Raw genomic sequence first — 18,492 nt, forward strand, 5'->3', positions numbered from 1 at the left:
GGGCGGCCACCGTGGAAGGCATTCGTGCCCGGTGGCACGGCTGGGCTTCAAACCCAGTTGGGGGCGTCAGACGTTCCCAGGTAGGTTCGACTCCTGCTGCCTTCCGCCATCCCTTGCGCGGCGCGCTAAGCCCGCAGCATCCCTGTCACCACGCCGCCTACCCGGTCCGATTTCCAGTCCAGTTGTCCCAGATGCCAATATCGGACGGATCCGCCGCGGTCCACCAGATAGTTTGCGGGCAGGCCGACTGCATCCCATTGCTTTGACGCCGTGCTGTTCCTGTCGTGCAGCACGGTACCCGCGACCGGCCATTTCGCCAGAAAGGCGTTGATCCTGGCCGCCGAATCGCCGACGTTCACGGCCACCAGGCGCAGGCCTTCTTCGCGGTGACGTTTGGCCATGGCGGACATGATGGGGATTTCATCGCGGCAAGGGTCGCACGAGGTGGCCCAGAAGCTGACGATGATCACGTTGCCGCGCCAGGCGGCGAGCTTCTTTTCGCGGCCGGCCAGATCGGGCAGGGCCAGCGGCGGCGTGGATGCGGTCCAGGGCGCCCAGTCCGGGCCGGTGGCCTTCTTGAGCGCATCGTCGCTGGCGGCCCGGGCATACCAGGGCAGGGCCGCCAGCGACAGGCCGGACTGCAGGAGTAGACGGCGGCTGATCATGGCGGTCCCCGTGGGTGGGCAGCGGGTGGACTCAGAGGGAAAGCGGCCTGGCGCTGAGCTTGTAGCTGAAGCTGGCGGGATCCAGGCTGTCCAGCCGGCCGTCCGAGGTTTCGCCGTTGGGATACATCAGGAAAGGCACGGGACCGTGGGCAGCGCCCGGCAGGACCACGTCGTGGCCGTGGTTGTATGCCACCCAGTTCATCTCCCAGGCGCCGAACAGCATGACGCGCGCGGCGCGAACCTTGGCATCGGTCAGCGGCAGTTCGCCGGGCGGCTCTTCCAGCATGACCTTGCGCACATCGGCAGGGTCCACCGGCACCCAGCCGTAGCCCGCGGCATAGAACTCGGCGCGGCAATGCTGCGCCTTGGTGACGTCGCCCGCCTTGCCCAGGCTTTTGTAGCCGAACTCGGAGTCCGCCACCCGCAGGCCATAGGCATCGCGGGCCGGTATGCCGGCGGCGCGGGCCAGTGCGACAAACAGGGAGTTGATGTCGGCGCACTTGCCGTTCAGATCATTGGCCGTGAGCATGTAGCGCACGTCGCCCACGCCGCAGCCGCGGGTGGACGCGGTTCTGCAGGTGTTCTCGACCACCCATTCGTAGATGGCGCGGGCCTGCGCCAGATCGCCGCGGTGGCCGCGGGTGATGCGGTCGGCGGTGCTCTTGACGATGCCGTCGGTAGGCAGCAGCGCGGTAGGCTGGAGGAATTCGCGTAGCGCGGCCGCGCTTTCACGGGGAACGTCGGCCGCGGGCGGCTGGCTCAGGTCCACGCGCCGGTTGCGGGTCTGGAAGCGGCTGGTGACCGTGACCTGGCGCGGCGCCTGCGCGTCCGGCCATTGCACGGCCAGCATCTGCACGCCGTAGCCGGGCGCCTGGGTCAGTTGGGCCACGCCGCCGCCGCTGACCTGCCAGGCGCTCTGCGCGCCGCGCTGGTAGGTGGTGTCAGTGGCGTAGGGTACCGGGATCCAGATGCGCGCATGCGCGCCCGGATCCTGCACGGTGATGTCGGTGGTCAGTTCGAAGGCGCGCCATCCGGCGCTGACAGGGGCGAGTCCCGCGTGCGCCACCCTGGGCAGGGCCGCGCTGGCGGCGCACAGGGCGCCCGAGAAACGGAGGAAATGTCGGCGATCCATATAGCCCTCACTCACGGTGAAGATTGGCTGTCGGTGCGCCCGGGGCCGGGCGGCCGTCCGTTGCTGCGTGCTGCCGGATCATCATAGGGCCAATCCCGGGGGCGGTGCTATCCTTTTCCACTGACCTATGGAGATTCAGATGACCACCCAGGATGTTGCCAGCGCGGCGGTGCCGCGATTGACTTCGCTTTCGCACGGCGGCGGCTGTGGCTGCAAGATCGCACCCGGCGTGCTGTCCGAGCTGCTCAAGCGCTTCGGCCCGGCGGTCAGCTACCCTGATCTGCTGGTGGGCACCGAGACGGCCGACGACGCGGCGGTCTACCGGCTGAACGACGAGCAGGCGCTCATCGCCACCACCGATTTCTTCATGCCCATCGTCGACGACCCCTACGACTTCGGCCGCATCGCCGCGACCAATGCGCTGTCGGACGTCTACGCGATGGGCGGCACGCCCATCATGGCGCTGGCCATCGTGGGCATGCCGATCAACGTGCTGCCGCATAGCGTCATTGCCGACATCCTCCGCGGCGGCGAATCGGTCTGCAAGGACGCCGGCATTCCGGTGGCCGGCGGCCACAGCATCGACTCCGTCGAACCCATTTACGGCCTGGCGGCGATGGGCCTGGTGCATCCCGGCCGCATCAAGCGCAATGCCGACGCGCGCGCTGGCGACGTGCTGATCCTGGGCAAGGCATTGGGCGTGGGCATCCTGTCGGCCGCGCTGAAGAAGAACCGGCTGGACGACGCCGGCTACCGCGCCATGATCACCGAGACCACGCGTCTGAACCGGCCGGGGCCTGCGCTGGCCGCCATGGAAGGCGTGCACGCCATCACTGACGTGACGGGCTTCGGCCTGTTGGGACATACGCTGGAAATGGCGCGCGGCGCGCAGCTGACGGCGCATGTGCGGCGCGATGCGCTGCCCTGGCTGCCCGGCGTGCAGGCCTTTGCCGCGGACGGCGTCATCACCGGCGCGTCCGGCCGCAATTGGGCTTCCTATGGCGCGTCCGTGCGCCTGGGCGAGGGCGTGAGCGACACGGAGCGGGCCTTGTTGACCGATCCGCAGACCGCCGGCGGACTGCTGGTGGCCTGCTCGCCGGACGCCGCGCAGGCCGTGCTGGACCTGTTCCTCCAGCACGGCTTCGAGCAGGCGGCCATCATCGGCGACATGCGGGCGGGCGAGCCGGAAGTGCGCGTCGACTGAAGGCCCCTGGCTGGCCTGGGCGCTAGCGCGCCTGGCCGGCGCGGCCCAATTCCTGCACCTGGTAGTTGATCTGCCAGTGCAGCAGCTCCGTGTAGGCGTTCAGGCGAACCTGCTCCGCCCATTGTTCCGCCGTCGCGTCCTGCTCTTCCTCCAGCGCCAGCCCTGATGGACCTGCCCAGGGCAGGATGCGGCCGGGCTTGTCCGGCCGGAATACGCCTTCATCGGTCAGCAGCACGTGCTTGCTGTTGAAGCCGAAGCACCAGGCCGGATCGGGCTGGGCGGCCAGCAGGTCGCAGCCACTGCGGAAGTAGGCTGTTTGCGGCAGGCTCAGGTGATACAGCGTGGGCAGAATGTCCTTGTGGCTGCCCACGCGCGCCGGGTCGTAGCGCGCCTGCGCCCGGTAGGCCGGCGGCACGTACAGGTAGAACGGCACCGCGCGCGCCAGCGCCGCGTCCTTCGGGTCCTGATAATCGATACCCAGGATGTTGTGGTCGCCGGTCACGGCGACGATGGTCCGGGACGCATAGTCCGATGCCTTCAGGCGCGTCAGGAAGCGACCCAGCTGATCGTTGGCGTAACGCAGCGTGTCGAATGCGGCAGCCAGCGCATCCCAGGTCTTGAAGTAGGGCAGGCTGGCCACATCGTCCAGGGGCAGGCCGCCGCGCTGCCCGCCGTCGGGCACGATGAACGGCGGATGGTGAGTGGTGGACAAGGCGACGATGAAGAGCGGCTGGCTGTCCTGATTGCCTTGCGCCAGCCGTTCTTCGATATAGCGGAACATGTACTCGTCCGGTACGCCCCAGGTTCCGGCCCGTGCTTGGGGATAGCGCACCTTGAGGGTCTGCTGGTCCACGAATTCATGTGCGCCCAGCTTGGTGGCGAAGACGCCGAGGTTGCGCCATGTGGCGGCGCCGGACGTAACGAAGACGACCCGGTAGCCGCGCTGCAAAAAGGGCGTGAAGGCATTGCTGGCGAATGGCGTGTCCACCGCCGACGATTGGCCGACGGCTGCAATGGGGCTACGCACCAGCAGGAGGCTCAATGATTCGATGGTGCCGTTGCCTTCGGCCACGAAGCGCTCGAACACCCAGTCCTCGCTCCAGTGCGGACGCAGCGCGCCGAGCACGTCGCGCCCCGGACGGTCATACGAGTTCAGGTGTGCCCCCATGCTCTCCATGACCTGCAGCACCACGTGCGGAGGCCGCGCCGCAGCCGCCGGATGGGGCCCGGTTGCGGCCATGAAGGGCCGCAGGCCAACATCCGGCCAGCCCAGGAAGCGCTCATAGAGCAGGCGCCCCTCTCGCAAGGTGACGGGTTCGAAGCGCTTGTCGTTGCCGCGGTCGGACAGGGCCCAGGAAAAGGCCGAGACGCCATTGGGCGCGATGTCGTTGAGCAGGCGCAGCGACGAGATGCTGGTGTCGTCCTTGTTGAGCGGAAACTTGCCCAGTGATCCTCTGCAGGCCAGCACGGTGACGCCTATGATCAGCGCAAACCGCAACAGGCTGGGGATGAACGCGCGGCGCTTGAACAGCATGCCTTGCACCCAGCCACGCCAACGGCGGCCGAGCCACCAGGTTCCCGCCAGCACCGCCGCCAGCAGCAGGCCAGCCTGTGCCAGCGGGTAGCCATGCCACAGGGTCATCAGGATGGCCTGGGTGTCGTCGTCCACCAGCCCGAACACGAAGATGTCGATCGAACGGGAAAATGTGGCGAAGTAGAAGACGCTGATGATCGTGATGGCCGCGAACAGCGTCGCCATGGCTGCGCCCAGCCCCGGCAGATGGCGCTGCCAGCGCCGTTGCAGGCCGGGTCTGGCCGCCGCTGCCATGGACAGCAGCAGCAGCGCCGAACAGGCGATGCTGGCGACCTTGATGTCGAACAATAGCCCTGTCGCCAGGGTGCGCCGCACGTCCTGCGGCAACGCGTCATAAGTCCCCGGCGCGGCATAGCGCAGCAGCAGGTAGCCGCGCCCGGCGCTTTGCGCCAGGACGCTGATCAGCCAGGGGGCCAGCAGGACCAGAAAGGATCGTTGAAAATTGACGAACCAGTCTTGCCACCCGAACGCCGGACGGAAAAGCCTAATCAACATCTTGGGAGCAGGGTTACGGACCAGCGCCGCAATCTACCGGAGCAGCCATCCCAAGTTATGAAGATCTGTATGGATTTTGTAGCGCGGCGCGGCGCCTACACGGTCAGGTCGCGCGCGGTGGCTTCGGCCTGTTCGATCAGCCAGCGCGTGACGACCTCGGCGTCCGGCGTGGCGCGGCGTGTATTGCGCACCAGCCAATAGGCGTGCTCGGTGGCGCTGGCGGCCTGGCCGCCGACGGCCTCCAGCCGTTTGTCCGCCAGCATCGGCGCGATCAGCGCCAGCCGGCCCAGCGCGATGCCGTGGCCCGCCAGCGCCGCGTGCACGATCTGGTCATACTGGTTGAAGCGCAGCATGCCCCGGGCGGGCACCCGGGCAAGGCCGCGCGCATTCAGCCATTCCGACCATTGCAGCCAGGGGCGCGTCGGGTCGTCGAATTCCAGCAGCACATGGCGTTGCAGTTCCTCGGCATCCAGCAGGCGGGCCTTGAGCGAGGGGTGGGCCACCGGCACCACCGCCTCGCCGAACAGCCAGGCCGCGCTGTCTGGCACGCCATCGCGCAGGCTGTAGCGAATGGCGATGTCCACGCTTTCGCGGTCGATGTCGATCAGCCGGTTGTCGGCCGCCACGCGCACGTCGATGTGCGGATGCGCCGCCTGGAAGTCCCCCAGACGAGGCAACAGCCACAGCGAGGCCACCCCGATGGTCGTGGTGACGGTAACGGGCGTGCGGCGCTCGGGTGCGCGCAGCTGCTCGGTCAGGTCGCCCAGCTGGCTCAGCCACACGTCGGCCATTCGGAACAGCTGCGCGCCCTCCGAGGTGAACGACACGCTGCGGAATCCGCGCACCAGCAGGGCCACGCCCAGGTGGGCCTCCAGCGCCCGGATCTGGCGGCTCACGGCCGACTGGGTCACATGCAGATCCTGCGCGGCCAGCGTGATGCTCATGCGGCGGCCCACGGCCACGAAGCCTCGGACCAGATCAAGCGGCGGGAGTTTGGCCAGCGGATATGGCATTCGTAAAACTCATGCGTATCGGACGGAAATGTCGCTTGAGCAATAGTACCTCCAGGGCGTTCAATAGGACTCAGACGACGGGTGTAAGGGCGCAAAGCTCGGCAATCCGCCGCGATCGCCGCCGCCGCGGCCCAGGGGTACGCCATGATCCAGGTATGTTGCACTGCGGGAATGTCATTCCGTTTGGCCGGCGGCTCGACTATGCTGCTCAAGCACGCCTCGGGCGTCCGCATCGTGTGTCACGCCGGCACCTTGTGGCTTTCCGAGTACCGGTGCTTCGATGACAGCGTGCTTCAAGCCGGGGATTCCATCACCGTCGGCAGCGATCGCGATGTCGTTCTCAGCGGCCTGCCGGATGCGCAGGTCGCGCTAATTTCGTAGCAGCTTGCCCCGGAGCTCCAGTCATGACCGCGTCCCTGCCCGACACGCCCCGCATCGAGATGTGGTTCGATTTCGCCAGCCCGTACAGCTATCTGGCCATCGAACGCATCGACGCCCTGGCGCAAGAGGCCGGGGTGCGGGTCGATCTGCGCCCTTTCCTGCTGGGTCCTATCTTCCAGGCCCAAGGCTGGAACGACACGCCTTTCCGGCTGTTTCCGGGCAAGGGCGCCTACATGATGCGCGACATCGCCCGCCTGGCCGAAAAGTACGGCCTGGTCTACAACCGTCCCCGCCTGTTTCCGCGCATGAGCGTGCTGCCCGCCCGCATCGCGCTGCTGGGGCAGGACGAGCCCTGGGGCCGCGATTTCTGCGTGGCGGTGTTCCGCGCCAATTTCCAGCACGACCTGGACATCCAGTCCGAGGACGTGGTGCACGGGCTGCTGACGGACCTGGGGCTGGACGCCGCGGCGCTGATCGCCCGCGGCAAGTCCGAAGCCGCCAAGGAGGCGCTGCGCCGCCAGGTCGACCGTGCCCGCAACCTGGGGCTGTTCGGGGCACCCACGTTCTTTGTGGACGGAGAGATGTTCTGGGGCAACGACCGCCTGGAAGACGCGCTGGAATGGACCCGCCGCGAGGCGCCCGCCAGCGCCTGGAATGCATCGGCCACGCGCGCCTGAGCGCCGCCCAAACAAGTTTTTTCGTCAACCCAACTTCAGCAATGAAAAACGCCAGCAGTGCCTATCGCGGCGCGCCCATGCCGGGCGGCCGTTCGTTCACGCAATTCCGGGCCGCGCGCATCCGGCGCGTGTCGTTCCAGTGGAAACAGGCCGCAGCAGTCGGCATGCCGGACAAGGGCAGTCCGCAAGGCGGCTCGCGGGGCCGCTAGGGCCCCGCGCCATACGCCGGCAGGGGCCAGTCAGCCCTTGCTGACGGGCGCCACCCGCGCCCACTCCTCGTCCGAGTACAGCCGCGAACGCAGCAGGAAGCGCTTGCCTTCCGCGCTGTCCAGCGAAAACGCGCCGCCCCGGCCGGGCACGGCGTCGATGATGAGCTGGGTGTGCTCCCAGTACGCGAACTGGTCCTCGCCCATGTAGAACGGGCAGCCTTCCAGTTCGCCGAGCAGCACGTCCGAACCGCCCACCATGAATTCGCCCTGGGCGTAGCACATGGGCGAACTGCCGTCGCAGCAGCCGCCGGACTGGTGGAACATCAGCGGGCCATGCTTGGCCCGCAGGGTCTCGATCAGGCTGCGCGCCTCGTCGGTGGCGACCACGCGCGGCGTTTGCTCTGCCATGTCAGGCTCCTTTGAGGCGCGCCGGGCCTCGCGGCCCGGCACCAGGCCATGGCGGGGTCAGAAGAAACCCAGCTTCTTCGGCGAGTAGCTCACCAGCAGGTTCTTGGTCTGCTGATAGTGGTTGAGCATCATCTTGTGGTTCTCGCGTCCGATGCCCGATTGCTTGTAGCCGCCAAACGCCGCATGCGCCGGATAGGCGTGATAGCAGTTGGTCCACACGCGGCCGGCCTTGATCGCGCGGCCCATGCGATAGCAGGTGTTGGCGTCGCGCGACCACACGCCCGCGCCCAGGCCGTAGAGCGTGTCGTTGGCCAGGGCCAGCGCATCGTCGGCATCCTTGAAGGTCGTCACGGCCACCACCGGCCCGAAGATTTCCTCCTGGAACACGCGCATCTTGTTGTGGCCCTTGAACACCGTGGGCTGCACGTAATAGCCGCCTTCCAGCGCGCCCTGCATCTGCGCGCGCGAGCCGCCGGCCAGCACGTCGGCGCCTTCCTGCTTGCCGATGTCCAGGTACGACAGGATCTTCTCCAGCTGCTCGGTGGATGCCTGCGCGCCCAGCATGGTGTCCGCGTCCAGCGGATTGCCTTGCTTGATCTCGGCCACGCGCTTGAGCGCACGTTCCATGAACTTGTCGTACAGGGATTCCTGGATCAGCGCGCGGCTGGGGCAGGTGCAGACCTCGCCCTGGTTCAGCGCGAACATGACGAAGCCCTCGACCGCCTTGTCGAGGAAGTCATCGTCCTGCGCGGCCACGTCGGCAAAGAAGATGTTGGGCGACTTGCCGCCCAGTTCCAGCGTGACCGGGATGATGTTCTGCGAGGCGTACTGCATGATGAGCCGGCCGGTGGTGGTCTCGCCGGTGAAGGCGATCTTGGCGATGCGCTTGTTGGACGCCAGCGGCTTGCCGGCTTCCAGGCCGAAGCCCGTGACCACGTTCACCACGCCGGGCGGCAGGATGTCGCCGATCAGTTCCATCAGCAGCAGAATGCCCAGCGGCGTCTGCTCGGCGGGCTTGAGCACCACGCAGTTGCCTGCGGCCAGGGCCGGCGCCAGCTTCCATGCCGCCATCAGGATGGGGAAGTTCCAAGGAATGATCTGGCCGACCACGCCCAGCGGTTCGTTGAAGTGATAGGCGACCGTGTCGTGGTCGATCTCGGACAGCGAGCCTTCCTGGCTGCGGATGCAGGAAGCGAAATAGCGGAAGTGGTCGATTGCCAGCGGAATGTCGGCGGCGCGCGCTTCGCGGATGGGCTTGCCGTTGTCCCAGGTTTCGGCCGTGGCCAGGCGTTCCAGGTTCGCCTCCATTACATCGGCGATCTGCATCAGCATGCGGGCGCGCTGCGCGGCCGGGGTCGCTCCCCATTTGGGCGCGGCGCGGTGCGCGGCGTCCAGCGCCAGTTCAATGTCGCGCTCCTTGGAGCGGGCATTGCGCGTCAGCACCTGGCCCGTGACCGGCGTGACGTTGTCGAAGTATTCGCCGTCGGCGGGCTTCTGCCATTTGCCGTCGATGAAATTGTCGTACTGGGTTTTCAGGTCCAGGCGGGTGCCGTAGGAGTCGGGGGTGATGCGGGTCGCGATGTCCATGCTTGTCTCCGGTATTGTGGGGGTGCGGCAGTCGGCTGCCTGTCCCGTATCAAGCAAGGAGCGTGCCAGTCGGTGCTTCCCCGCTGGACAGCCCGCGGCTTGCATGCGAAAGTAGGTTTCAGAACGGGCAATATGCAGTAGAGCCCCTCGAGGGCCGGCCCGCCGCCGGGCCGTCCCAAGGCGGGCCAGTCCCCTTGGGGGCAGCAAGCCCGCGTAGCGGGTGCGGCGTGGGGGCCTTCCCTGTCGCTTTTTGCGACATCGTCGCGGAACAGGTGTCGCAGAACGCCTGTCCCAGGAGACATGCATGGCCACTCAATCCCGTCAGCATGCGCTGACGCAAGCGCGCCTGCTGTTCAACCAGCAAGGCGCGGTGCCCGGCGGCGTGGTCGCCGAGCCCATCCTGCGGTCGTGGCGGCGCTGCGCCGACCTGGGCTTCGACATGCGCGGCGTGCGCCGCGCCGAACTCATGACCCAGGGCGAGCTGCGCGAGGCCCAGCAGCGCAACGAGGCGCTGCGCCGGCTGTCCGAACCCGCCATGTCCATGCTGCGCCGCCAGGCTGGCGGCAGCGGCGGCCTGGTGATCCTGTCCGATGCCGAGGGCCTGGTGCTGGATTCCGACGGCGACACCGGTTTCGCCCAGCGCGCCTCGCGCGTGGCATTGATGCCCGGCGCGCCTTGGGACGAAGCGGCGGCAGGCACCAATGCCATCGGCACCGCCCTGGTGGAAGGCCGGCCCATCGCCGTGCACGGGGCGGAACACTATTTCGAACCCAACCGCATCCTGACCTGCGCTGCTGTCCCCATTACCGACAGCGAGGGCCGCACGCTGGGCGTGCTGGACCTGTCCAGCCCGGCGCGCGACCTGCGGCCCGACGTGCTGGAACTGGTGCGCGCCGCCGTCGACCTGATCGAGCACCGCTTGTTCGAACAAGCCTACGAGCAGCACGCCGTGCTGCGGCTGCATGTGGATCGCTCCGGACTGGGCGCGCCCGGCGAGGGCTTGCTGGCCTTCCAGGGCGACCTGCTGATCGGCGCCAACCGCCGCGCCTTGCAGGCGCTCGGCCTGGCGCCCACGGCTCTGGGCGTGTACCGCTACGGCGACGTGTTCGACGGCGACATGGAACGCTGCCCCGACGCGGCGGGCCGGGTGCAGGCGCGTTCGGGCGTCGTGTACCACGCGCGCTTGCGCTGGCCGCGCTCGCGCGCCCCGCAAGCGCCGTCACTGCCGTCACTGCCGCCAGCGGCCGGCTCGCGCCCCGCTGCGCCGAGTTTCGATGCCCCAACCCTGGGCGCGCTGGCGCGCGCCGTGCACTTGTCGGATGCGGGTGTGTCGATTCTGCTGCAAGGCGAAACCGGCGTCGGCAAGGAAGTGTTCGCGCGTCAGCTGCATGCGCGCAGCAAGCGCGCATGCGGGCCGTTCGTGGCGGTGAACTGCGCAGCGTTGCCCGAGAGCCTGATCGAATCCGAACTTTTCGGCTACGAAGACGGCGCCTTTACCGGCGCGCGGCGCCAGGGCAGCAAAGGGCTGCTGCGCCAGGCGCACGGCGGCGTGCTGTTCCTGGACGAGATCGGCGACATGCCGCTGATGCTGCAATCGCGCCTGCTACGTGTGCTGCAGACGCGCGAAGTCTCGCCGTTGGGCGCGGCGAGGCCGGTGGCCGTGGACTTTGCGCTGGTATGCGCGACGCACCGGCCGCTGGCCCATGAAGGGCCCGATGCGCCGGTGCGCCCGGACCTGTATTTCCGCATCGCCGAATACACCGTCACGCTGGAACCGCTGCGCGCGCGCGCCGACCGCCTGGAACTGCTGCGCGGCCTGTGGGCGGCGCAAGGCGCGGGGCCGGTCTTGCCGCCCGACATCGAAGCAATCCTGGTTGCGTACGCCTGGCCCGGCAATTACCGGCAACTGGTGGCCGTGCTGCGCACGCTGCACGTGCTGGCGGGACCTGCCGGTGTCGTCGAGGCCGACATGCTGCCTGCCGATATCCGTGGCGCGGCGCCACCGCCGCCCGCTGCGGGCGGCGATGACCCGACCAATCTGCAAGCCATGACGGACGCCGCGATCCGCGACGCCCTGGCCGCCCACGGCGGCAATGTCAGCCGCGCAGCGCGCGCGCTGGGCGTACACCGCAGCACGCTTTATCGCCGCCTGCCGCGTCCGGTCTAGCGGAATTTTCCGTTCCTTGCGCGCGCGGCTGCGCCGATGTTTTCCACGTGTACGCAAGGCGTGCACAAAAACTATCTTTTGAAGATAGGTTAACTATCCCAGCACACGGGAAGAACTGCTTACGATGCCCGCATCCCCTTCAACCCAGGTGATGACATGGCAAGCAACGAGCTGTTCTACGACGACTTCGAAATAGGCCGTCTCTTTCCTCCCAGCCGCTACAGCATCGGCGCCGCAGACAGCGACGCTTTCATCGGCACCTTCGAACACACTCCGGTCCTCGACGGCAGCGGCCGCGCCGTATTGGCGCAAGGCGGCGCGCCCGTGCGCAGCGTGCATCCGGTGCTGGTCGGCAGCTTTCAACCGCAGCACGCGGCCTTTGCCTGGCCGACTGGCGTGCTGCACGCCCGCGAGAAAGTCCGTCTGCTGGCGCCCGTGTATCCAGGAGAGGAGCTGGAGGCCAGCGTGCTGGTGAAGGACAAGTACCTGAAGAACGACAAGCGCTTCGTGGTGCTGGAGATCACCGTCCGCAAGCTGGAAAACGCGCGCGTCGCTCTGGTGGCGGAGCGCAGCCTGGTTTGGCCCAACTGAGGAGGCCGGCATGGAATTCAAGGTAGGCGACAAGTTCCGTAGCGTTGCGCGCGGCGCGGAACAGGAAGACATCAACCGCTTCGGCGCGCTGCACGGTACCACCGGCAGGACGCACACCGATCCCGAATATGCGCGCAACAGCGTTTTCGGCGGAGTCATCGTGCAGGGGGCGCTGGTGATGGCGCCAGTTCTCGACATGGCCGCCGATCTGCTTGGCGATACGTGGCTCGACGGCAGTGAGATCGAGGCGAAGTTCGTGGCGTTCACGCGGCCGGGGGAGGCCGTGGACGTTGCATTCGAAGTGACCCGCAGCGAACCCGGATGGCTGGAGCTGGCCTACGCCTGCACCCTGGCTGACGGAAAGAAGGTCCAGGTGGGAACCATCACCCGCCGCCGCGGCTGAACCCGGCCGCAACACATAACAAGCATAAGGAGACAATCTTGAAACGCATCCTGCAGAGCCTTGCCCTCTCTTGCGCGGCCATGGCCGCGACGGCCGCCTGGGCCGCGCCGTATCCCGACAAGCCTATCCGCATGATCGTGCCGGCCGCGGCCGGCGGCGCCGCCGATACGCTGGCGCGCATGATAGGCCGTGGATTGACGGAGAAATTCGGCCAGCCCGTGGTCATCGAGAACAAGCCCGGCGCGGCCGCCATCGTGGGCATGTCCGCCATCGCCAAGGCGCCCGCCGACGGCTACACCCTGGGCATGACCTTCTCGGGCGCGATGTCCATCAATCCTTCGCTGTACCAGCAACTGCCCTACGACCCGGTCCAGGACTTCGCGCCCATCACCATCGTGGCGGTCTCGCCCCTGGTCATTGCCGTCAGTCCCAAGCTCGGACCGAAGTCCCTGGGTGAATTCCTGGCCCTGGCAAAGAAGGATCCTGGCAAGCTGACCTTCGGGTCGGCCGGCACCGGATCGACGCAGCATCTGTCCATGGAACTGCTCAAGTCGACTGCGGGCGTGGACATGCTGCACGTGCCTTACAAGGGCAGTTCGGCGGCGCTGGTCGACGTGCAGTCGGGCCTGATCTCCGCGGTCAGCGACAACGCGATCACGTTGGTGCCGTTGATCCAGTCGGGGCAATTGGTGCCTCTCGCGGTGGAAACCGCGCAACGCATCCAGTCGCTGCCCCAGGTGCCAACCGTGGCCGAATCCGGCTATCCGGGATTCCAGGCGGCAGGCTGGTATGGGCTGCTCGCGCCCGCCGGCACGCCGCAGCCGATCGTCGCGCAACTCAACGCGGCGCTGCGCGAGATGGTGGACAAGCCCGACTTCACGCAATGGCTGCGGCAACAGGGTATGGAGCCGCAGACCGATACGCCCGAGGGCTTCGGGCGTTACATCAGCCAGGAAAAGGACAAGTGGGCCCAGGTCATCAAGACGGCCAAGGTGCCGCTGCAGGCATCGCGCTGAACACCGGCGGCGAGGCCGCCATCACTCCAGGACAACCATGCAAGCCGTAACTTCCACGCTTAGCGGAAACATCCGCGTCATCGTCATCGACAACCCTCCGGTCAATGCCACGTCCCAGGCGGTGCGCGCCGGCCTGCTGCAGGCCATGGAGCAGGCGGCAGGCGATGACGATACCCGGGCCATCGTCATTGCCTGCGCCGGCGCTACCTTCGTGGCCGGGGCCGATATCAAGGAGTTCGGCAAGCCGCCGCTGGACCCGCACCTGTCGCAGGTGATACACGCCATCGAATCCAGCGCCAAGCCGGTGGTCGCGGCGATCCACGGTTCCGCGCTGGGCGGGGGGCTGGAACTGGCCCTGGGCTGCCACTACCGGGTGGTGGATGCGCGAGCCCGCCTGGGCCTGCCCGAGTCCACCCTGGGTATCATCCCCGGGGCGGGCGGTATTCCTCGGCTGCTGCGCCTGGCGGGCGTCGAGAAGGCGCTGGACATGGCTGCGGGCGGCAAACCAATAGACGCGGCCGAGGCGCTGGAAGCCGGTTTGGCGGACGCGTTAGCACAGGAGGATGTCCGGGCCGCCGCCATTGCGTACGCCCAGCGCTTGCTGGCGGAGGGCCAGGGCGCGCGGCGTACGCGGGAATTGCCGGTTCCGGCCTGCGAACCTCAGTTGTTCGAGGCCGCACGCGCCAGGTTCCAGGTCAGCCATCGAGGCCAGTTGGCGCCGCAGGCTTGCGTCGACGTGGCCATGCGCAGCGTCGCTTCGAGTTTCGAGGACAGCGTGGTCTATGGCCGCGAGCGCTTCCGGGAACTGGTGGCGTCGCCGCAGGCGCAAGCCTTGCGCCACGCGTTCTTCGCCGAGCGCATCGCGACCAAGCCCGCCGGCCTGCCCGCCGAGGACGCGGCGCCGGTGCGCAAGGCCGGCGTGGTCGGCGCCGGCACCATGGGCACGGGCATCGCCATGTGCTTTCTGAATGCGGGCATCCCCGTCGTGCTGGTCGAGCAGAACGAAAAGGTGCTGGCGTCCAGCGTCGAGACCATAGGCAAGACCTATAGCAACGATGTGGCGAAGGGCCGCATCACCGAAGCCACGCAGCGTGCGCGGAACGGCGCGCTGACGCCGACGCAGCAATACGAGCCGCTGTGCGACTGCGACCTTGTGGTGGAGGCCGTCTTCGAGGACATGGGCGTCAAGCGGCAGGTACTGGCCAGCATCGAAGAGAACCTGCGGCCGGATGCGCTGATCGCCACCAACACCTCGTTCCTGGACATCGATGCGTTGGCGGCGGACCTGCGCCGCCCGGAGAGCGTCGTCGGCATGCATTTCTTCAGCCCTGCCCACATCATGAAGCTGCTGGAAAACGTGCGCGGCGCGCGCAGTTCGCCGCGCGCGCTGGCCACGATCCAGGCCTTGGGCAAGCGCCTGGGTAAGGTGGCGGTGATGGTGGGGGTGTCCGATGGTTTCGTCGGCAACCGCATGCTGGCGCGACGCACCCGCGAGTGTTACTTCATGCTGGAGGAAGGCGCGTTGCCCGAGCAGGTCGACCGCGTGCTGTGCGAGTTCGGCTTTCCGATGGGACAGTTCCAGCTGAACGACCTGGCGGGCCTGGACGTGGCCTGGCGCAACCGCCAAAGCCGGCTGGACCGTTTGAGCCCACGCGAGGTGGCCTGCAACATCCTGGACGAGATCGTCGCGGCGGGACGGCTGGGGCAGAAGACCGGCGCAGGGTTCTATACCTATGATGCGCAGCGCAAACGGTCGGTGGACCCGGCCATTTCCGAACTGATCGTGCGCAACGCGGAACGGCGCGGCATCAGGCGGCGCGAGATTTCCGACGGAGAGATCCTGGAGCGCTGCCTCTACGCCATGATCAACGAGGGGGCGCTGATCCTGGAGGAGGGCGTCGCCAGCCGGCCGGAGGACATCGACACCATCTGGCTCAACGGCTACGGCTTTCCGCGGTTCCGCGGCGGCCCGATGTTCCATGCGGACCAGATCGGCGCGGCGCGCCTCTGCGAGCGCATCCGCCATTACGCCAGCCTGGCAGGCGAGCAGTACTGGACGCCCGCGCCGCTGCTGCTCGCCCAGGCGCGCGACGGCGGCGGCTTTTACCCTCGCTGAGGCTTTCCCTTCCGTCATCCACGTACACACATCCTATGTCTAACAGAGAACCTCCGCTTAGCGGCATCACCGTGCTGGACATGACCCGCATCATGGCGGGTCCCTGGTGCACGCAGAACCTGGCCGACCTGGGCGCTGAAGTACTGAAGATCGAACGCCCGCTATCGGGCGACGACACCCGCGGCTGGGGGCCGCCCAATCTGATGGACGCCGAAGGCCGGCGCACGCAGGAGTCGGCGTATTACCTGGCCGCCAACCGCAACAAGAAGTCGTTGGCCCTGGACATCGCAACCCAGGCTGGCGCGGACGCGGTGCGCCGGCTGGCAGCCGGATGCGACATCTTCGTCGAGAATTTCAAGGTGGGCGGCCTGCGCAAGTACGGCCTGGACTACGCCAGCCTGCGGGAGCTGAACCCGAGGCTCATCTATTGCTCCATCACGGGTTTCGGCCAGGACGGTCCCTACGCGGAAAAGCCCGGTTATGACTTCGTGATCCAGGCGCTGGGCGGTCTGATGAGCATCACTGGGGAAAAGGACGCGCTGCCTGGCGGCGGTCCGCAGAAGGCCGGCAACGCCGCCGCCGACCTGATGGCGGGCATGTACGCCACCAGCGCCATCCTCGCGGCGCTGCATGAGCGCGGCCGCAGCGGCCTGGGCCAACAGATCGATATCTCCATGCTGGATTGCCAGGTGGCGGCGTTGGGCGTGCAGAACTTCAACTACTTTCTGTCGGGCGAGGTGCCCCGCCGTGAAGGCAACGCGCATGTCAACCTGGCCCCTTATCAGGTGTTCGAGGCGGCGGACGGGCATGTGGTGCTGGGCGTTGGCAACGACGGTCAGTTCCAGAAATTTTGCGCCGCGGCGGGCCGGCCCGATCTGGCTGAAGATGAGCGCTACCTGACCAATACCGGGCGCGTGCTCGCCAAGGGCGTGCTCATTCCCGAACTCGAGCGGCTGTTTCTCACGCGAGGCCGCGACGAATGGGTCGGCCTGCTGGATGCCGCAGGCGTGCCGGTAGGCGTGATCAACGACATCGCCCAGGTTCATGAGGATCCGCAGGTGCGCGCCCGCGGCCTGAAATTCTCGTTGCCGCACCCAGTCTGCGGAAGCGTGCCGCAGGTCCGCAGTCCGATGCGTTTCTCGGAAAGCCCGGTCGCCTACCGCAACGCGGCTCCCTTGCTGGGAGCCGATACGCAGAGCGTCCTGAGCGCCAGGCTCGGATGCAGCGACACTGAAATCGCGGCGCTGCAGCAGCCCGCAAGCCAGGGAGAATCGCGATGAACAGCGCAGCCGCCAATGCAGGCACCCAGAAGCAGTACTTCGACCACCTGACGCAGGGCCGCTTCCTGATCCAGCGCTGCGCCGATTGCGCGCGGCACGTGTTCCAGCCGCGCGAAATCTGCCCACATTGCGGCAGCGAGGCGCTGACCTGGGTCGCACCGACGGGTCGGGCCATTGTCTACAGTTGCACCATTGTCGCGCGCAAGCCCGAGGCCGGCGGCGACTACAACGTTTCGCTGCTCGATCTGGAGGAGGGCGTGCGGATGATGTCCAACGTCGTGGGCATGCCGCCTGACCAGGTGCGCATCGGCATGGCCGTAAGGGCCGTAATCGGCGAACGCGACGGCGCCGCCGCCGTGTTGTTCGAGGAGGCGCAGCAATGAACTACCGGCAATTGCGGGGTAAGACGGTCATCGCCGGCGTTGGCCACTTCGGCCTCGGCCAGGCGCCGGGCTACACGGACATGGAGCTGCTGGTGCGGGCCGCCCATGCGGCGGTGCGGGATGCGGGCTTGCAGATGCGCGACATCGACGGCATCGCGACCTCCAGCGTGGCGGCCAGCATGTGGCCTATGTCCGTCATCGAGACCCTGGGCATCCGCCCCACCTACATCGATGGAACCTGCCTGGGCGGCTCCAGCTTCATGTCCTACATCCTGGCCGCGGCCCATGCGCTGGATTCGGGGCAGTGCAATGCCGTGCTGGTCTGCTACGGCAGCGCGCAGAAGACCGCTGCCGTCGGACGCTCGGCGATTGCGGCCACGCGCAAGGCGCTGGACCCTCAGCCCTACGAAATGCCGTATGAACCTTTGAATCCGCCCAGCGCCTACGCGCTGGCCGCCAGGCGCCACATGCACGAGTTTGGCACCCGGCGCGAGGATTTGGCCGAAGTTGCGGTGGCGGCGCGCCGCTGGGCGCAACTCAATCCCGAAGCATATTCGCGCGATCCACTATCAATTGATGAGGTGCTGAGCGCGCGCCGGGTATCGGATCCGCTGACTGTCCGCGATTGCTGCCTGGTGACGGATGGCGCGGGCGCCTTCGTGATGACGCGGGCCGACCGCGCCCGGGATCTGCCACAGCCTCCCGCCTACATCCTGGGCAGCGCGACCGCCGTATGGAACCGCCAGATATCCGCGATGGAGAGCCTGACCACCACCGCGGCGCGCCAGTCGGGCGCGCTGGCGTTCGAAATGGCCGGCTATCGTCCAGCCGACATCGACGTGGCGCAGCTATACGACGCCTTCACCATCAACACCATCCTGTTCCTCGAAGACCTGGGATTCTGCGCCAAGGGCGAAGGCGGGGCCTTCGTGCGCGGCGGCGGCATTGCGCCGGGTGGCAGGCTGCCGGTGAACACAAACGGGGGCGGGTTGTCCTGCGTCCATCCGGGCATGTACGGGGTGTTCCTGGTGATCGAAGCGGTGCGCCAGTTGCGCGGCCAGGCGGGCGAGCGCCAGGTCCGGGATGCGCGCCTGGCCCTGGCGCACGGCAACGGCGGCACGCTGTCCAGCCAGTCCACGGTCATCCTGGGCGCCGAGGGAACCTGCTGAGG

18 protein-coding genes and 1 tRNA gene are annotated in these 18,492 nt (G+C 67.5%); 13 read left to right on the plus strand and 6 right to left on the minus strand.

Annotated features, from left to right (window positions below; translation table 11 throughout):
• Positions 1-13 precede the first annotated feature (13 nt).
• Positions 14-109: transfer RNA gene (locus AC1RHV_RS14440), tRNA-Sec, on the plus strand.
• Between the two features lie 16 nt (positions 110-125).
• Here AC1RHV_RS14440 and AC1RHV_RS14445 read toward each other — a convergent pair.
• Positions 126-665, minus strand: coding sequence for a TlpA disulfide reductase family protein (locus AC1RHV_RS14445; RefSeq protein WP_054455285.1), 540 nt, complete (start codon positions 663-665; stop codon positions 126-128).
• A 31-nt stretch (positions 666-696) separates the two neighbouring features.
• On the minus strand, positions 697-1,797 hold the full coding sequence (locus AC1RHV_RS14450; RefSeq protein WP_492301158.1) for a transglutaminase-like domain-containing protein: 1,101 nt from the start codon (positions 1,795-1,797) through the stop codon (positions 697-699).
• 139 nt (positions 1,798-1,936) lie between these two features.
• On the opposite strand from AC1RHV_RS14450, the gene selD reads away from it, so the two are divergent.
• The gene (gene selD, locus AC1RHV_RS14455) at positions 1,937-3,001 is read left to right on the plus strand and encodes a selenide, water dikinase SelD (RefSeq protein ID WP_310533678.1); all 1,065 of its coding nucleotides are present in this window, start codon (positions 1,937-1,939) and stop codon (positions 2,999-3,001) included.
• 22 nt (positions 3,002-3,023) lie between these two features.
• Here selD and AC1RHV_RS14460 read toward each other — a convergent pair whose 3' ends face one another.
• Entirely contained in the window at positions 3,024-5,090 is a 2,067-nt protein-coding gene (locus AC1RHV_RS14460; protein WP_492301160.1) for an LTA synthase family protein, read from the minus strand.
• Positions 5,091-5,185: 95 nt separating this feature from the next.
• Positions 5,186-6,103, minus strand: a complete 918-nt coding sequence (locus tag AC1RHV_RS14465) for a LysR substrate-binding domain-containing protein (protein WP_054455278.1) — start codon at positions 6,101-6,103, stop codon at positions 5,186-5,188.
• 171 nt (positions 6,104-6,274) lie between these two features.
• Between AC1RHV_RS14465 and AC1RHV_RS14470 the strand changes: the two genes are divergently transcribed.
• From AC1RHV_RS14470 to AC1RHV_RS14480, 3 genes are read left to right on the plus strand one after another with little or no spacing between them, the layout of a single operon-like run.
• Entirely contained in the window at positions 6,275-6,484 is a 210-nt protein-coding gene (locus AC1RHV_RS14470) for a DUF2917 domain-containing protein (protein ID WP_492301161.1), read from the plus strand.
• Positions 6,485-6,507: 23 nt separating this feature from the next.
• The gene (locus tag AC1RHV_RS14475; RefSeq protein ID WP_054455273.1) at positions 6,508-7,161 is read left to right on the plus strand and encodes a 2-hydroxychromene-2-carboxylate isomerase; all 654 of its coding nucleotides are present in this window, start codon (positions 6,508-6,510) and stop codon (positions 7,159-7,161) included.
• A 41-nt stretch (positions 7,162-7,202) separates the two neighbouring features.
• Complete coding sequence (locus AC1RHV_RS14480) at positions 7,203-7,370, plus strand: hypothetical protein (protein WP_166738452.1); 168 nt, start codon at positions 7,203-7,205, stop codon at positions 7,368-7,370.
• A gap of 30 nt (positions 7,371-7,400) precedes the next feature.
• Here AC1RHV_RS14480 and AC1RHV_RS14485 read toward each other — a convergent pair whose 3' ends face one another.
• Positions 7,401-7,778, minus strand: a complete 378-nt coding sequence (locus AC1RHV_RS14485) for a DUF779 domain-containing protein (protein ID WP_054455269.1) — start codon at positions 7,776-7,778, stop codon at positions 7,401-7,403.
• Between the two features lie 57 nt (positions 7,779-7,835).
• Positions 7,836-9,365, minus strand: coding sequence for an aldehyde dehydrogenase (gene adh / locus AC1RHV_RS14490; protein WP_054455268.1), 1,530 nt, complete (start codon positions 9,363-9,365; stop codon positions 7,836-7,838).
• A gap of 304 nt (positions 9,366-9,669) precedes the next feature.
• Between adh and AC1RHV_RS14495 the strand changes: the two genes are divergently transcribed.
• The 8 genes from AC1RHV_RS14495 (at position 9,670) to AC1RHV_RS14530 (ending at position 18,490) form a co-directional block, all read left to right on the plus strand.
• Complete coding sequence (locus AC1RHV_RS14495; protein ID WP_492301163.1) at positions 9,670-11,532, plus strand: sigma-54-dependent Fis family transcriptional regulator; 1,863 nt, start codon at positions 9,670-9,672, stop codon at positions 11,530-11,532.
• Positions 11,533-11,688: 156 nt separating this feature from the next.
• On the plus strand, positions 11,689-12,123 hold the full coding sequence (locus tag AC1RHV_RS14500) for a MaoC family dehydratase (RefSeq protein ID WP_054455264.1): 435 nt from the start codon (positions 11,689-11,691) through the stop codon (positions 12,121-12,123).
• Between the two features lie 10 nt (positions 12,124-12,133).
• Positions 12,134-12,526 (plus strand): MaoC family dehydratase, encoded by a 393-nt coding sequence (locus AC1RHV_RS14505; protein WP_119451209.1) that lies wholly within the window; start codon positions 12,134-12,136, stop codon positions 12,524-12,526.
• A 38-nt stretch (positions 12,527-12,564) separates the two neighbouring features.
• A complete protein-coding gene (locus AC1RHV_RS14510; protein WP_492301164.1) occupies positions 12,565-13,542 on the plus strand; it encodes a Bug family tripartite tricarboxylate transporter substrate binding protein in 978 nt (325 codons plus the stop codon).
• Between the two features lie 37 nt (positions 13,543-13,579).
• Positions 13,580-15,658, plus strand: a complete 2,079-nt coding sequence (locus AC1RHV_RS14515) for a 3-hydroxyacyl-CoA dehydrogenase NAD-binding domain-containing protein (protein WP_492301165.1) — start codon at positions 13,580-13,582, stop codon at positions 15,656-15,658.
• Positions 15,659-15,693: 35 nt separating this feature from the next.
• Positions 15,694-16,938: a CaiB/BaiF CoA transferase family protein gene (locus AC1RHV_RS14520; protein ID WP_119451206.1), complete on the plus strand. Its 1,245-nt coding sequence runs from the start codon at positions 15,694-15,696 to the stop codon at positions 16,936-16,938.
• Positions 16,935-17,321 carry a Zn-ribbon domain-containing OB-fold protein gene (locus tag AC1RHV_RS14525; RefSeq protein WP_492301166.1) on the plus strand — a complete coding sequence of 129 codons (387 nt, stop codon included), beginning with the start codon at positions 16,935-16,937 and terminating at the stop codon, positions 17,319-17,321. Before AC1RHV_RS14520 ends, AC1RHV_RS14525 begins: the two co-directional genes overlap by 4 nt.
• Positions 17,318-18,490 (plus strand): thiolase family protein, encoded by a 1,173-nt coding sequence (locus AC1RHV_RS14530; RefSeq protein ID WP_054455252.1) that lies wholly within the window; start codon positions 17,318-17,320, stop codon positions 18,488-18,490. The genes AC1RHV_RS14525 and AC1RHV_RS14530 overlap by 4 nt, the downstream gene beginning before the upstream one ends.
• The last annotated feature ends 2 nt before the right edge of the window (positions 18,491-18,492 follow it).

The organism is Achromobacter sp. GW823-FHT04E03 (assembly GCF_058796095.1).

Coding starts and splice junctions, on each gene's coding strand:
- AC1RHV_RS14500 (WP_054455264.1), top strand. CDS start 11,689: ATGGCAAGCAACGAGCTGTTCTACGACGACTTCGAAATAGGCCGTCTC.
- AC1RHV_RS14470 (WP_492301161.1), top strand. CDS start 6,275: ATGTCATTCCGTTTGGCCGGCGGCTCGACTATGCTGCTCAAGCACGCC.
- AC1RHV_RS14460 (WP_492301160.1), bottom strand. CDS start 5,090: ATGTTGATTAGGCTTTTCCGTCCGGCGTTCGGGTGGCAAGACTGGTTC.
- selD (WP_310533678.1), top strand. CDS start 1,937: ATGACCACCCAGGATGTTGCCAGCGCGGCGGTGCCGCGATTGACTTCG.
- AC1RHV_RS14495 (WP_492301163.1), top strand. CDS start 9,670: ATGGCCACTCAATCCCGTCAGCATGCGCTGACGCAAGCGCGCCTGCTG.
- AC1RHV_RS14530 (WP_054455252.1), top strand. CDS start 17,318: ATGAACTACCGGCAATTGCGGGGTAAGACGGTCATCGCCGGCGTTGGC.
- AC1RHV_RS14480 (WP_166738452.1), top strand. CDS start 7,203: ATGAAAAACGCCAGCAGTGCCTATCGCGGCGCGCCCATGCCGGGCGGC.
- AC1RHV_RS14520 (WP_119451206.1), top strand. CDS start 15,694: ATGTCTAACAGAGAACCTCCGCTTAGCGGCATCACCGTGCTGGACATG.
- AC1RHV_RS14525 (WP_492301166.1), top strand. CDS start 16,935: ATGAACAGCGCAGCCGCCAATGCAGGCACCCAGAAGCAGTACTTCGAC.
- AC1RHV_RS14475 (WP_054455273.1), top strand. CDS start 6,508: ATGACCGCGTCCCTGCCCGACACGCCCCGCATCGAGATGTGGTTCGAT.
- AC1RHV_RS14505 (WP_119451209.1), top strand. CDS start 12,134: ATGGAATTCAAGGTAGGCGACAAGTTCCGTAGCGTTGCGCGCGGCGCG.
- AC1RHV_RS14450 (WP_492301158.1), bottom strand. CDS start 1,797: ATGGATCGCCGACATTTCCTCCGTTTCTCGGGCGCCCTGTGCGCCGCC.
- adh (WP_054455268.1), bottom strand. CDS start 9,365: ATGGACATCGCGACCCGCATCACCCCCGACTCCTACGGCACCCGCCTG.
- AC1RHV_RS14485 (WP_054455269.1), bottom strand. CDS start 7,778: ATGGCAGAGCAAACGCCGCGCGTGGTCGCCACCGACGAGGCGCGCAGC.
- AC1RHV_RS14465 (WP_054455278.1), bottom strand. CDS start 6,103: ATGCCATATCCGCTGGCCAAACTCCCGCCGCTTGATCTGGTCCGAGGC.
- AC1RHV_RS14445 (WP_054455285.1), bottom strand. CDS start 665: ATGATCAGCCGCCGTCTACTCCTGCAGTCCGGCCTGTCGCTGGCGGCC.
- AC1RHV_RS14515 (WP_492301165.1), top strand. CDS start 13,580: ATGCAAGCCGTAACTTCCACGCTTAGCGGAAACATCCGCGTCATCGTC.